12 protein-coding genes are annotated in these 14,489 nt (G+C 55.3%); 5 read left to right on the top strand and 7 right to left on the bottom strand.

What is annotated here, in order from left to right; genetic code table 11:
• Window positions 1–19: 19 nt before the first annotated feature.
• Window positions 20–2,005 carry a heavy metal translocating P-type ATPase gene (locus VB780_RS00280; RefSeq protein ID WP_323349134.1) on the bottom strand — a complete coding sequence of 662 codons (1,986 nt, stop codon included), beginning with the start codon at window positions 2,003–2,005 and terminating at the stop codon, window positions 20–22.
• 227 nt (window positions 2,006–2,232) lie between these two features.
• Here VB780_RS00280 and VB780_RS00275 point away from each other — a divergent pair, with 227 nt between their 5' ends.
• Window positions 2,233–2,799 carry a M23 family metallopeptidase gene (locus tag VB780_RS00275; protein WP_323349133.1) on the top strand — a complete coding sequence of 189 codons (567 nt, stop codon included), beginning with the start codon at window positions 2,233–2,235 and terminating at the stop codon, window positions 2,797–2,799.
• Window positions 2,800–2,814: 15 nt separating this feature from the next.
• Window positions 2,815–3,651, top strand: coding sequence for a CPBP family intramembrane glutamic endopeptidase (locus VB780_RS00270; protein WP_323349132.1), 837 nt, complete (start codon window positions 2,815–2,817; stop codon window positions 3,649–3,651).
• A 133-nt stretch (window positions 3,652–3,784) separates the two neighbouring features.
• Here VB780_RS00270 and VB780_RS00265 read toward each other — a convergent pair whose 3' ends face one another.
• Complete coding sequence (locus VB780_RS00265; RefSeq protein WP_323349131.1) at window positions 3,785–4,489, bottom strand: cytochrome b/b6 domain-containing protein; 705 nt, start codon at window positions 4,487–4,489, stop codon at window positions 3,785–3,787.
• Between the two features lie 87 nt (window positions 4,490–4,576).
• Window positions 4,577–6,532, bottom strand: coding sequence for a heavy metal translocating P-type ATPase (locus VB780_RS00260; protein ID WP_323349130.1), 1,956 nt, complete (start codon window positions 6,530–6,532; stop codon window positions 4,577–4,579).
• 82 nt (window positions 6,533–6,614) lie between these two features.
• Here VB780_RS00260 and VB780_RS00255 point away from each other — a divergent pair, with 82 nt between their 5' ends.
• Both VB780_RS00255 and VB780_RS00250 read left to right on the top strand, forming a co-directional pair.
• Entirely contained in the window at window positions 6,615–7,727 is a 1,113-nt protein-coding gene (locus VB780_RS00255; protein ID WP_323349129.1) for a precorrin-8X methylmutase, read from the top strand.
• Window positions 7,728–7,898: 171 nt separating this feature from the next.
• Window positions 7,899–8,807, top strand: coding sequence for a cation diffusion facilitator family transporter (locus VB780_RS00250; protein WP_323349128.1), 909 nt, complete (start codon window positions 7,899–7,901; stop codon window positions 8,805–8,807).
• Between the two features lie 42 nt (window positions 8,808–8,849).
• On the opposite strand, the gene VB780_RS00245 is transcribed toward VB780_RS00250, so the two are convergent.
• The gene (locus VB780_RS00245) at window positions 8,850–9,254 is read right to left on the bottom strand and encodes a metalloregulator ArsR/SmtB family transcription factor (RefSeq protein WP_323349127.1); all 405 of its coding nucleotides are present in this window, start codon (window positions 9,252–9,254) and stop codon (window positions 8,850–8,852) included.
• An 83-nt stretch (window positions 9,255–9,337) separates the two neighbouring features.
• Window positions 9,338–10,135: a tetratricopeptide repeat protein gene (locus VB780_RS00240; RefSeq protein ID WP_323349126.1), complete on the bottom strand. Its 798-nt coding sequence runs from the start codon at window positions 10,133–10,135 to the stop codon at window positions 9,338–9,340.
• A 312-nt stretch (window positions 10,136–10,447) separates the two neighbouring features.
• Here VB780_RS00240 and VB780_RS00235 point away from each other — a divergent pair, with 312 nt between their 5' ends.
• Window positions 10,448–11,932 (top strand): N-acetylmuramoyl-L-alanine amidase, encoded by a 1,485-nt coding sequence (locus VB780_RS00235; protein WP_323349125.1) that lies wholly within the window; start codon window positions 10,448–10,450, stop codon window positions 11,930–11,932.
• Between the two features lie 98 nt (window positions 11,933–12,030).
• Here VB780_RS00235 and VB780_RS00230 read toward each other — a convergent pair whose 3' ends face one another.
• Together VB780_RS00230 and VB780_RS00225 are read right to left on the bottom strand one after the other, a co-directional pair.
• The gene (locus tag VB780_RS00230; protein ID WP_323349124.1) at window positions 12,031–12,732 is read right to left on the bottom strand and encodes a DUF305 domain-containing protein; all 702 of its coding nucleotides are present in this window, start codon (window positions 12,730–12,732) and stop codon (window positions 12,031–12,033) included.
• A gap of 125 nt (window positions 12,733–12,857) precedes the next feature.
• Window positions 12,858–13,823 (bottom strand): hypothetical protein, encoded by a 966-nt coding sequence (locus tag VB780_RS00225; protein WP_323349123.1) that lies wholly within the window; start codon window positions 13,821–13,823, stop codon window positions 12,858–12,860.
• Window positions 13,824–14,489 lie beyond the last annotated feature (666 nt).

The following is a 14,489-nucleotide window of genomic DNA, read 5'->3' as shown; positions in this document are numbered from 1 at the left end:
GAATGATCATCGCAACCCGTTATTGAGGGTTCCGAATAATTCGACCCGCATTTAAGATAGCGAGCAGAGCCACGCCCACATCGGCAAACACGGCCTCCCAAAGCGTCGCAATGCCCAACGTGCCCAGCACAATAAAAACAGCCTTGGCCACCATGGCAAAAATGATGTTTTGCCAGACAACCCGCCGGGTTTTGTGGGCGATTTGAATGGCTTCGGCTACCTTTGAGGGTGCGTCGGTCATGATCACCACGTCAGCGGTTTCGATCGCCGCATCTGAACCTAGCCCACCCATGGCAATGCCCACGTCGGCCCGAGCGATAACTGGGGCATCGTTAATACCGTCACCGACAAAGGCCACTTTGCCCTTGGTCTGCCGGGCACGCTGCAAAAAGCCTTCCAGGGCGTCTACTTTGTCTTCGGGCAAAAGCTCGGCCCGATAGTGGTCGAGGCCAAGTTTTTTGGCAATGCTGTCGGCTACCGACTGGCTGTCGCCAGTGAGCATAGCGGTGGTAATGCCCTGGGCATGAAGCGCCCGAATGGCTTCAATAGCATCCTCTTTCAGCTCATCGGCAATAATGATGCGGCCACTATATTCACCATCCACGGCCAGGTGAGCCACGGTGCCGTCCACCACACAGACATCGTGGGGAATCGCTTCGCGGTGCAGTAGCCGATCGTTGCCCGCCAAAACAGTGCGACCGTTCACCGTCGCGCGAATGCCGTGCCCGGCAATTTCTTCGTAGTCTTGCACGCTGGAGATATCGATGGTCTGCCCGTAGGCTTGACGAATCGACTGCGCCACCGGATGGTTGGACTGCGACTCGACCTGGGCGGCTAACTCCAGTAGTTGGTGCTTCTTCAGACCGTTGTGAGTCACCACATCCGTCACGCGAAAGTTGCCCTGGGTGAGGGTGCCGGTTTTGTCGAACACAACCGTTTTCACCTGGGCCAGGGTGTCTAAATAAGTGGAGCCTTTGACCAAAATGCCCCGTTTGGCGGCACCACCCACCCCGCCAAAGTAGCCCAGGGGAATACTAATCACTAAACCACAGGGGCAGGAGATTACCAGAAGCACCAACGCGCGATAGGTCCACTGGGCCTGGGTTGCCCCCTCAATGAACAAGGGCGGCAGAATCGCCACCGCTAGAGACAGAAACACCACCACCGGAGTGTAGTAGCGGGCAAAGCGGGTGATGAATTTTTCAGTGTCAGCTTTTTTGCTGCTGGCGTTTTCGACCAGCTCCAGAATTCTGGCGATCGACGACTCGCCAAAGGGTTTGGTTACTCGTACCGTCAGCAGCCCAGACTGGTTGATCATCCCGGCCAGAACGGTTTCGCCAGGGGCAACGGCGCGGGGCACCGATTCGCCCGTTAAAGCGGAGGTATCGACCAGCGATTTGCCCTCCAGAATGTCGCCATCCAGGGGCACCTTTTCTCCGGGGCGCACCACAATCACATCCCCAACCTGCACGGTCTCGGGGGCAACGGCACGGATGTCGCCGTCAATGCTGAGGTTAGCGCTGTCGGGCCGTACCTCTAGCAGAGCTTTGATGGAACGGCGCGATCGCCCAACCGAGTAGCCCTGAAACAGCTCTCCCACCTGAAAGAACAGCATTACCGCTACGGCTTCGGGAATTTCGTGGATAGCGATCGCACCCAGAGTTGCGATCGTCATCAGAAAGTTTTCGTCAAAGATGCGCCCCCGCAAAATGTTGCGCCCCGCCGTGGTCAACACGCTCCAGCCGCTGATCAAGTAAGCCGGAATCAGCACCGCGTACTCGGCAATGGCGAAGGGAGTGTTGTGTAGCGCCTCGTTGAAAATCAGGCCGATGAGGAAGAGGATGGCGGCGATCACAATGGGTGTTAGCTCTTGCCGCAGGCTGAAGTCTGCCGAGTCGTGGGTATGGCCATGATCAGATCCACAGCAGTCATCATGGGCAGCTACCTCAGCCTTAGGGCTTGGGCTGGAGCTATCGCAACAAGCATGGGAGTGAGAGTCTGCCATAGGAGTATTTGGCGAGGATTATTAGCTGAACATATGAGGCTTCATTCAGATGATACATGATATGACCTCTCACACTCAATTTATTGGAGCAGTCGAAGACTCTGAGGCAGCGACTCAACTTGATGCATAATTGGGCGATGAATGAGCCGCTGGCTGCACTTGAACAGAGGAGATGTGTCGTGACAGCATCGAGAAAACTAAGCCATCCTTGGCGTCGCCTCAGGTTTTTGAAGATAGCGTTTTGCCTTGGCCTGGGGCTCTTTCTCACCCTGAACTGGCCTGGTTCATCGGCTCCCGCCCTCGCTCAAGACACGGTTGCATTTTGGCGGCAGGCATCCTTTCCCGTCGAAAATTTTCAGGCTTACACCTCTGCATTTGGCTATAGAACCTCTCCCACTGGCGGCGGGGGATCTCAGTTTCACTATGGGTTAGACCTGGCCGCGCCCCAGGGCAGCTTTGTGCGCAACTGGTGGAACGGCAAGGTGATCGAGGTGTCAGACCACACCACCTGTGGCACCTCTGCCGTCATTCGGTCGGGCCAGTGGGAGCACCGCTACTGTCACATGAGCGGTCGGGTCGAAGTCTCAAACGGCAAGCGCTATTTGGTTGATCCAGAGGGGGGCATTCGCTATGAGCAGGGGCAAGACGTGCCCACTGGGGCGCGACTGGGCCGTGTCGGCATGACAGGCCGCACCACCGGGCCACACCTCCACTGGATGCTGAAATACGACGGCAACTGGGTTGACCCTGCGTTAGTGCTAAGAGAGATGTATCTGGCTCAGCGAGCGGGTTAAACTGGCAACTTTGGCATGATTCAACTGCATAAGCTGGTTCATTATCCTGCTCCAGTAAGAATTTTCTGCTTTCTGTTATTGCTAGCGCTGGTTTGGGTGCCGATTGCCCTACCTCTCTACGCCTGGCTGGGCACCGATGGCTCCCTTAGCGTTATTCCCTTAGTCTTACTCTACGTCTTGTTTATGGTTTGGCTGGTGCCGTGGGGTCGTCGCGTGCATGGGCAGGCACAACCGTTACGCACCCACGGTCTGAGAGCATCGGCCCACCATGGACGAGAGCTGGCGATTGGGGTAGTCGTGGGTCTGGTGAGCCTGGGTCTGCTGTTTACCCTGGAGGGCTGGTTGGGTTGGCTCACCTGGCAACCGGCACCGCTAAACCTAGGACGAATTGCCCTGGAGGGATTGCTGGTGGGCCTGGGTGTTGGTCTGGCCGAAGAGCTGCTCTTTCGGGGATGGCTGCTGGATGAACTGCGCTACGACTGGGGCTTTACCCCGGCACTGTGGGCCAGCGGAACGATCTACGCGGCGCTGCACTTTATCAAACCCTGGGAGGCGATTGTGAAGGAGCTGCCCAGCTTTCCGGGCCTACTGCTGCTGGGGCTGACTCTGGGCTGGGCACGTCAGCGCACTGCCGGACGCCTATGGTTGGCCATTGGGCTGCATGGGGGGCTGGTAGCAGGCTATTACCTGATCGATGTGGGCGATTTGGCGATCTACACCGGGCGAGTACCGGAATGGGTGACGGGTCTCAACCAAAATCCAATAGCTGGAGCAATGGGAGTCCTGTTTCTTGCCGTGATTAGCGCCGGTATTAGGTATATCCCAGGCGCTTCTCGGTGGCGAGATACGTAGGTCATCCTATTTAATCAACGCATCGGGAACGACATGCCAATACCTTCAGTGATTCGGGGTGATGCTTAATTAAGTCTGTTTACTTATCAGCTAGTTCAGATCTCTGAGGTATCGGAAAAACTGCGCGCTAAATTTATTTAAAGAGTGGGATAAGCCACGCGGCAAAAATGCTGAACAGAATCATGGCTTCTAAAAGTATCAGCCCAGACACATTTTGAAACCAGCCTGACCAAGATCCTTGGCGAAACTCTGACCACCATCGGGAAGCATGGGCAGACCAAAAAGCAGGACTATCTTGGTCGCGAATTTGCCAATTGAGCATAGATAGTAGCAATGGTGAGCCACCCACTTTGGCATTCATCAACAGGTGGAGGGCGATCGCACCTACCATAATCACCCATGAAATTAGATGAGCATAATACCAACCATGTTGGAGTTCACCCTTGGGTAGCCAGGTTTCATCCATCATTTTGCCACTGAAGAGTGCAAAGGTTAGGGCTAAAAGGGCCAGGGTATTGGTTAACCGATTGAGGGTGTACCACCAAATAGGTTTGCCAACCTGGGCCAATTTGGTTAGAGAACCAGGCTGCACCAGTCGCCGCTGACCGCGATGAAAGGCATAAACCACAAAGACTGGAAAAATGAGTAATGTCCACAATCCAAAGGTGCCATGAATCCCTTCAATATCTTTAAAGCTGGGCAAGGGAACCTTTCCCCAGCGTCCATCGTAGGTGTCATAAGTCCAAAAAGCGGTCAAAATTGCAGCTATCAAAAATAGCCCTGTCAAGCCATGCAAAATGCGCAGGAGAAGTGGTTGATAGGGTTGTGTTGCTTTCATACACAATTTATGTCTAGGTAAGCATGTAAACTGACTATCCAGTGATGAGATATCACCTTGGCTGACTCCTGAAGCTAGCTTACTTGCTTAATTTCTCAACAGGCGCAAACCACTGAGGGTGACGATAACAGTAGAGCCTTCATGTCCCAACACGCCCATTGGCAAGGTAATATGCCCGCTCAATGTACCAATAATCAGTATCCCAATCAGCCCAAGGGCAAAAGCGATGTTTTGTCGCACGACCGCCCGTGCCCGCCGCCCTAGGCTAATAGCCTGTTCTAGTTTTTCCAGGCGATCGGCCATGAGCACAATATCGGCAGTTTCTAGGGCCACATCGCTGCCCGCAGTGCCCATGGCAATGCCAACGGTGGCCAAAGCCAGGGCTGGGGCATCGTTAATGCCATCGCCGACCATCGCCACGCTGCCATACTGCTGCTGCAATTGCCGTAGAATCGCGACCTTATCGTCAGGCATTAAATCAGCATGCACCTGATCTATCCCCAGATATTGGGCCATACTGTGAGCCGTACGGGCGTTATCACCCGTTAGCATCACCACTTGCTCAATGCGTAGGTGCTTGAGGCGGGCGATCGCTCTGGCCGCCTCCGGACGCACTCGGTCGGCCACCGCAATCAAGCCCAGCATTGTGCCGCCGTGGGCTACCCAGACCACGGTTTTACCCTCTGCCTCCCACTGCTGACTTTGCTTCGTTAGACGTGGGGCAACGGCCTGCCCACGAGCTTGAACCTGGGCACTAACAAAGGCTGCTTTACCTACCACCGCAGACTGCCCAGCCACCTCCCCTGTGATGCCCTGACCTATCTGAGCCTGCCCGTTGGTCGCCGCTTGCCAGGTCAGGGCTCGGCGCTGCGCCGCTTGCACAATCGCCGCACCAATGGGATGTTCCGATAGGCTCTCTAGGGCAGCGGCCACGGTGAGCAGCTCATCCGGGTCGTCAGCCAGCACATTCACCACGTCGAGCTGGCCAGTTGTGAGGGTGCCGGTTTTGTCAAAGGCGATCGCTCTGATTTGACCCATCTGCTCTAGCTGCGCCCCGTTTTTGAACAAAATGCCCTGTCTCGCCCCGTTAGCAATACCAGAGAGCAGGGTCGGCATGATTGAGGCCATCAGCGCACAGGGAGAAGCCACGACCAAAAATACCAGGGCGCGGTAGATTGTTTGCTCCCAGCCCCAGCCCAGCAGCAGGGGCGGCAGCGTGGCCAGCAAAACGCCCACCGTCACAATCACCTGGGCATAGCGACGCTCAAACCGCTCCATAAATTTTTGGGAGGGAGGCGCTTCGGTTTGGGCCTGCTGCACTAGGCGAATCACGCGTTGAATCAAGCTGCTTTCCGGCGGCTGGTGGAGCGTTAGGCGCAGCGCGCCGTAGCCGTTGAGGGTGCCCGCCAAAACCTCGTCGCCCACGGCTTTCTCGACAGGAATAGATTCTCCCGTAATCGACGCCTGGTTTACCGTGCTGAAGCCTTCGGTCACGATCCCATCGGTGGGCACCAGCTCCCCCGGCTTGACCAAAACCTGATCGCCGACTTGTAACGCTGAGACCGGCATGACCTGCTCTTGCTCCTGGCGGACCACCGTTGCGGTGTCAGCGGTGAGGCTCATTAACCCCTGAATATTTCGCTCCGTTCGCCCCATGGCATAGCCCTCTAGGGCACCACTAATCGCAAAAATTAGAATCAGGACGGCCCCATCGACAATTAAGTTGTACTCCCGCTGCCACAAACCCAGGCTGGCGGCCCCTAGGGCGGCGACGATCATTAGCAGGTCTACATCCAGCTCTTTTTCCTGCACCAGCGTGGTCAAGCCCTCACGGGCGCTCTCAAATCCGCCAATGACGTAGGCCGCCGCTAGAAACAGCAGGGCACCCCCCACCCAGCCTAGGGCCAGGGTTTGCCAGCCCAAACCCACTAAAACCGCACAGGCGATCGCCGCCACCGCATCGGGATGCTCGTTGAGCAAACCTTTGTACAGGTCGCTGAATCGAGACTTCGACAGAGCATTCAACGGGGCAATAGACACCATGGGCCAACCTGAGCAATCTTTACTCTGTCAGCCTAAACCTTGACATTAGTGTCAATGTCAAGGTTTAGCGTAAGCTAAGCCTATGACGACTGAATTTCTGACCATTAAAGAACTCACTGATGCGGTAGGTGGAGGTGTCACCCCCCGCATGGTGCGGCACTATCACACCCTGGGGTTGCTGCCTCCCGTTCCCCGCTCAGAGAGCAATTACCGACTCTACACCCAGCGGGATATACAGCGCTTACAGCGAGTGGTAGCGCTTAAACAGCAAGGCTTTCAGCTCTCTCACATTGGGCAAATCCTAGAGAGTGACTCTGAAGCCACAGCAGACACGAGCCTCATGACCCAGCTACAGCAGCAGTATCAGGCTGTGATGCAGCAGATCGCCCGCCTGCGCCATACCGCTTTGGCACTAGAGGGGCTGCTGGGGCGCGATCTAGATTGTCAACGCACTCAAGCTCAAGCTCTGGCTCAGCTCAAGCAGCTCGATGTAGACACCCAGGCGGGTCTAAGCCAGATCGACCAGCTCTGGGCCAGCCTCGATGCCGAAACCACCGCCCACCCCGAAGCCTTTCAGGAATCGCTTCAGCGCTTGCTGCCCAATCTCTCAGACTATTCTGAAATTACCCAGCATTTGATCCAACAACTGGTGCTGGCCTGCGGTGATGTGAGCTTAGTTAACCTCATACAAATCAGTGCCGATGCGATCGCAGCAGCGCGCACCGCTCTCAGCAGTGGGTGTGAGATCATTACCGATGTGCCTGTTGTAGCCACGGCGATTGCTCAAACTCGGCTAGCTGCTTTGAGCTGTCCGGTTACAACCTTGATTGACGATCCTCACATTACTGCTGCCAACGAGGCTGAACAGGCTTTTTGGCTTCATAAACGCTGGCAACAACCATTACATCACTGTTCACCAGGTAGTGTGCTGGTCATTGGGTATGCCCCTTCAGTGCTACTCACTGTCTGTCAGTTAATAGAGCAACAGCGTTTTCAACCCGCTCTGGTGATTGGTATGCCCATTGGCTTTAATCACGCCCCTGCTGCCAAGCGGCGACTGATGGCAACATCCATTCCTTACATTACGATTCAGGGGAGCCTTGGAGGCGGGCTATTGGCTGCCGTGACTTTGAACGCCTTAATCGAAACACTGCTTGAGAAGCCAGATTGCCACTGCTATCTGACTCGGCCCTAAAAGCTATCGATCGCCCCGAGCAACGATACTTTGTTTAGTTTAAGTACTCATGATTGGAGCGTCTACAACAGATTAGGACAGACCCTTATCGCTACTCCTGCGTAAACGCGTTTAACTGCTGTAGGCTTACGCAGTAGGGCTTGGCTTTTCTGCTGTATTGCAAGACTTACCATGGGAAACCGCTCGGCTCGGTTTTACACGCTGCTCTCGATTGGAGCCGCTGTTTTAACGATTTTGCTGAAAACAACGGCCTACCTATTGACAGGCTCGGTGGGATTACTGTCTGATGCTGCCGAATCGGTGGTGAACCTGGTGGCTGCCATCGTCGCAACTTGGGCCGTAACGTTTGCTGCTAAACCGCCGGATGACGAGCATGCCTTTGGGCATTTCAAGGCGGAATATTTTTCTAGCGGTGCCGAAAGTGTGTTGATTTTGGTAGCGGCGGGCAGCATTGCTTTTGCGGCCTGGGATCGTCTGTTTGACCCCCAACCCCTAGAGCAGGTGGGCATTGGGTTGGCCCTGTCCTTTGTGGCAACGGCGATCAACGGGGCTCTGGCTTTCGTTATGCTACGGGCCAGTCGGCGGTTGCGCTCCATTACCCTGCGGGCAGATGCACATCATCTGCTGACCGATGTCTGGACATCGGTGGGGGTAGGCGTGGGGATCATTCTAATTCCAATTACGGGTTGGCTCATTCTTGACCCGATTATCGCTCTGGTTGTCGCGGCCAATATTGTTTGGGCCGGGCTGAGATTGCTGCGCGAAACGGGGATGGGCCTGTTAGATACGGCCTTACCGGCTGAGGAACGCCAAATTGTTGCCGATGCGTTGCAGCCTTTTGAGGCCGAGGGGACCCGGTTTCATGCTTTAAGAACTCGGGTAGCTGGTGCCCGACGGTTTGTCTCGCTACATGTGTTGGTGCCGGGTAACTGGACAGTCAAGCAGGGGCATGACCTCTGTGAAGCGATTGAGCTAGCAATTGGGCGATCGCTGCCCGGCACGTTTGTGTTTACCCATTTAGAGCCTTTAGAAGACCCTGTTTCGTGGGCAGATCAAGCCTTAGAACGCCCGCTACCTTGAGCCTGCTTGAGGCTTAACCCAACTCGTTAGAGGTCAACTACATCACTCATCTAGGTGCGCGGCCACTTCCCGGTAGAGGGACATGATGTGATCGTCAGCGAGGCCATAGTAGACGTTGCGGCCTTGGCGACGGTAGGTGACTAGACGCTGCGATCGCAGCACCCGCAGCTGGTGCGACACCGCTGATTCACCCATCTTCACTGCAGCAGCCAGATCGCACACACAGAGTTCTTGCCGAGCCAGCGCCGACAGCAGCTTGAGCCGGTGGGGGTCAGAGAGCGCACTAAAAAACTCCGCCATCCGCTGGGCTTTCTCGGTGCTCAGCACCTCGGGCTTCACCTGGCGGACATTGTCTAAATGCACCAGCGACTCGTCACAACTGACGTCACAACTGGGGGCATCAACAGCTTGAATTGTAGAGTTCTCTGTAGAGCGAGAATTAGCCATCGATTAGGTTTCCTGGCTTTTCCTCTATGATACTGAGAATCGTTACCACTGAACACCTGTTCAGAAGATTGAGGGCGTTGGCCTCAGGGGGTTTGCTCGCTCCCCTGCTGCACCTGCTGCATGAAGTACAGGGTTTGCTGATAGCCTTGGCGATCGCCCTGGGCCTGAAACAGCGCCGCCGCCTGGCGCAAATCGGCCATGGCGGCTTGGGAGTCGCCGAGCTGGTACTGCAAAATGCCGCGATTGCCGTAGGCTTCAGCTAGCTCAGGATTAAGGCGAAGCGCGGTGGTGAAGTCTGAGAGGGCGGCTTCGGTATTGCCCAGTTCGGTATAGATTTTGCCCCGGTTGTAGTGGGCATCGGCGTTGTCGGGAGCCAGGGTAATGGCAGCATCTAGGTCGTTGAGGGCCTGGGGTAAGTTGCCAGTGGCCGCGAAAACAAGGCCGCGATCTAAATAAGGCTGCACAACCTCAGGAGCTAGCTCAATAGCCTGGGTTAGATCGGCGATCGCCGCCTCGGCATTGGTCATGTGAGCGTGGGCTTCTCCCCGGTTGTACAAGGTTTCTGGATGGTCGGGGCGAAGCTGAAGCGCTCTGGAAAAGTCAGCGATGGCGAGCTGATAATCGCCCAGGTCGTGGTAGGCAATGCCGCGATGAAAATAGGCCTCGGCATTGGTGGTATCGGCTTGAATGACCTGGCTGTAGGTTGCGATCGCTGCCTCTAGCTGTCCCTGCTCCGCCTGCTGTTGGCCCTGATTCAAAAGGCTGTTTGCGGCAGCCGCCTGTTCTACCGCGTGGGCAGGCTGCAGCCCCGCTGCCATGCTTCCAGGGGCGACAACGACGGCCATTCCTAGCGCTATCGCTAACATTCTTTGGGTCTGCATGGCTTCTCTCCTAGCTGCACTACTAAGCTATGTGTCTAACCGCGAGCCTGTAGATTAAGGCCCAGGCACTGCTCCAAACCAGCGCCTTGTGACGCTTTACAAGCTGAGCTAACCCATAAATTCGAGCCCGGTGAATCCGAGACTGTGGCGTTTCTGATGCGAGCCTTCACGCTTGGGGTAGAGCCCATTCCCCTTCAGTGTAGCGACCGTTTTGGGGATGAGATTTTCTTTGAAACAAGATGAAAGGGGCGATCTCGATGCCGTAAAATCAGGCAAAATCAAAAGCTGACCCAGCGCACTGTGAGATGCTGCATGAAACAATACCGACCTCTGGTGAGCTTAATCGGCATGGTAGGTGGGTTACTGCTGGCGCTTCCAGCCGAAGCGGCTCAGTTTAGGACTTGGCGCTTTGACCCCCAACAAAACCGGCTAGAGTTTTCGACCGATGCCGCCGTGCAGCCTAGGGCGCAGCTTTTATTTAACCCCACCCGCATTGTGGTGGACTTGCCCGGCACAACCCTACAGCAACGGACGATTAACCAGATCGTTGGCGGCGCTGTTCAATCCGTTCGCATCGGGCAGTTCGATGCTCAAACCACCCGGCTGGTCATTGAACTAGCCCCTGGCTACACCCTGAACCCAGACCAGGTCGTGGTAAGGGGGGAAACGCCGCAGCAGTGGGTAGTGCAACTGCCCCCGTCGCAGGGTCGAACAGCGCCCAGCGCCAGCACCAATCAGGTTAATGCCACCCCGGTCGCTGGAGCCGCCACCCAGGTCGAAGGGGTACGCACCACCCCCGATGGCTTTTTCATCCGCACCTCTGGGGCAAGCCCTAACCTGACCGTGAAGCGAGTCAGTGATACCCAGGTAGTGCTTCAGCTCGAAAATGCCACTGTGGCGGCTCTCACCAGCCAAACCCTACCCACAAATGGGTTTGGGGTTACGGCCTGGAATATTCAGCCGGTGAGCGCAGCGGTGCCTACCCTGCAAATTACCCTAACAGTGCCCGCCAACAGCGCTGACTGGCAGGCCTCAGTGAGCAACGGCAGCGGCATTGTGGTTTTGCCCCCTCGGGAAGTGGCGATCGCCGCCGTTCCAGCCAGCTCAGCCGTGGCACCAGCCCAAGCACCCGCTGCGGCGTCACCCCCTATTGCTGTGCAACCGCCGCCTCAAGCTCCGGTGGTGCCACCCCAGCCTGAGCCCGCGATACCGGCTACTCCAGTGGTGCCCCCACCGAGTAGCGGCATCCCCAAGCAGACAGTCACTATTGTGATCGACCCAGGCCATGGCGGGCGCGATCCGGGGGCGATCGGTGTGGGCGGCCTGCGCGAAAAAGATGTAACCTCTACGATCGCCTACGAAGTCGCCAGAATTTTGCAGCAGAGCGGTGCGCAGGTGATTCTGACCCGCTCCGATGATCGGGAGATCGGCCTAGAGCCTCGGGTGCAAATTGCCGAGCAGGCCAATGCCGATCTCTTTGTTAGCATTCACGCCAACTCCATTAGCCTAAGTAGACCCGAGGTAAACGGGCTAGAGACCTATTACCACAGTTCAGGAAATCGTCTCGCCCAGGTGATTCATCAGTCTATTCTGCGCCTGGTGACCATGCCCGATCGCGGGGTACGCCAGGCTCGTTTTCATGTGCTGGTCAACACCTCCATGCCATCGGTTTTGGTCGAAACCGGGTTTGTCACTGGCGCTCAAGATGCCCGCAACTTTAACGACCCCGCCTGGCGCAGCCGTATGGCCCAGGGCATCGCCGCAGGTATTATGCAGTACGCTCAGCGATCGCTCTAATTAAAAAGTGCCATTCAGCTAACCCACTCCTCCTGATATCAACAAAAAGAGGGCAAAGCCAATACAAATCTCAAAGGCAATAAGCTAAGCAAAACCATTTAATAAGTCATTCCACAGGACATCATACCGTTGCCCATTGGCATCCCTGCAACTCCATACCAGTCCTGTAACCAGGCTTGCATCTGCCAGATTTCTTGCCACTGAGTATCGGCAATATTTTGAGCAAAGGGCTGGACTAACTGGTGCTCGACCAGGCCGAGATTTATTAGGCGTTGCGACATCATCACAGCCCCCATGTGGTGCATGATCATGTCTTCTAAAAACGCCTGATCGAGGGCATCCCCTTCGAGTTGGTTAAGGTCGCGCATCATGGGAGTGTAGGTGAGGTTAGTGTTCTGACCGGAATACCACTCACCTAACCAGGCTTTCATCTGCTCAACTTCGGCTGTTTGCACGTCGATAATGTCCTGAGCAAACTCTTGCATCTCAGGGCGATCGCTGTACTCCAGCACCCGTTGAGCAGTGGTAATGGCTTCCTCATGATGGGGAATCATTAGGCTTAAAAACTCAAACTCGTTATTGGCCTGCATCATGTGCATCATTTGTCCGTGATGCCCTTGCCTGCCACTCTGGTGCATGGGCATGTGACCTCGATTCATGGGCATCTGCCAGCCGGAGCGACCAGGTTGCTGTAAAGGATCGGCGCTGGAGGATGAGGTGAGATAGGGAATGGTGATAGCGCCTGCGATCGCAACGCTGAGACCTGCGATTGCAGCAAAAGATTTAGTGGACATTCGCATAGGGTTACCCCCTTGAAGCGTATGTCTTAAGTATAGGTTCTCTAGTTAGGTGGCTCCTGAGTATACACATCTCTTCTTGACCCAAATGCCCGCTATAAATCCCCCAAAAATCAATGGGGGCTTATTTAAAAATCGCGAGAAGTTTGAGGGCGGAGTCGCAAGAGTATCTGCGTCACCAGCGCCATAATCGGCAGCTCTAGCAGCGGGCCGATCACTAGAGTTAGAGCAATCAGGGGGCGATCGCCAAAGACCGCTGCTGCCACCGCCAGCGCCACAGGAGAGTTCCGCGCCAGGGTCGTGCAAGTCAGGCAGACTACCTCGGGATACGCCAGCCGCAACTGCTGCCCCAGCCACTGAGCCAGCACAAAGTTAATCACAAAAAATGAACCCATGGGCAACAGCAACCACAGCAACAGGTCTAGACGCTGAAGTAGCGCCTTGCCCTCGGCGGCAAAGATAGCCACAATCGCCAAGTTCAAACAGAGGAGCTGTACCATCGCCACCTGCGGCAGCTTTTGGTGGAGCCAGATTGGCCCCTTGAGCCAGCCCATGCCGTAACGAGACAGCAGCGCCAACGCCAGCGGAATTAGCAGAACGGTGGCTATTTTGCCTACCAACACCCCAAGATCGAGTGAGACCAGCGCCTGGGCAAATAGGGCCAGGTAAAGAGGCAATAGCACCATCTGCAAGACAAAATTCAGCGGTAGCAGAGCCGTCGCGAGGCTGACATTGCCCTTGGCAATGCCGGTAAACACCAGATACCAATCGGTACAGGGGGTCACCATCAACATCAGCAGGCCCACCCGCAAATCGGGCGCATCTCGCAGAAACAGCGCCCCCAACCCCCAGGCCAGCAGGGGTGTCCAGATAAAATTCATCGCCAGGCTGGCAATGGTCACGCGGTAGTTGCCAAAGGCTCTGCCCAGATGCCGCAGCGGAATCGGTAGAAACGCCGCGTACAGCATCCCCATCAACAGCGGTGTGATGAGATGGCCTGCCAGGGCAGCAACGTCGCCAATCTGCGCCAGAGCTAGCCCAAGCAGTACTGAAAGCAGAATTAGCAGGGGCTGCGATCGCTCAAACCAGGTCATGGTTAGGGTATCTGTGGTTGCAACTTTGCGGTCGATTAGTGATTATGCAGCAGTGACTACTGCATTTCTCCCGTGAGATTATCGCAACACTCAGACCAAACTATCTCATGTACAGGAGTCTCACTATAATGCGTGAGATTCACCATAGCAAAGAAACCCATATACCTCATTATCATTAGCCTTGTAATATTCTCAACGATTCCCTTTCAGAAAGGTTAGCAACTATGTACTTCACCATGAATCTGGGACAGCATTAGTTATCCTTCGCTCTGGTTAAGTCTCGAACGATTGGATCTGAATGTTATGACCTTACAGATAGAATTTGACGCCTGGCAAACCAAATGGTGAGCGGAGGCACTAGAAACCACATTGACAATGGCACTAACCCAGTGCCTAAAATCGGAATTGTTGGCATGGACTCGGCATAAGTCCACCGATTGAGGGGGCCAGTAGCTAAGGCTTCGATAACAACGGTGATTACCACTCCTACAAGGATAAAAACACCCATTCGGCTACGGTTTGGGTAACGTAACCATTGACGAGACTTCGATAGAGCTGCAACGGCCCAAAATGCAATCAATATAATTACGACATCTCCGACTGTAGCGAGGGTGCAATTTCTGACTATATCGAAGTGAGAGTATCCAGCTGGAATTTCATAAAACC

The sequence above is a fragment of the Leptolyngbya sp. CCNP1308 genome (assembly GCF_034932455.1).
GTDB lineage: Bacteria > Cyanobacteriota > Cyanobacteriia > Phormidesmidales > Phormidesmidaceae > Nodosilinea.
Note: the sequence above shows the minus strand (reverse complement) of the source record. Positions and strands in the feature narration are given on the sequence as shown.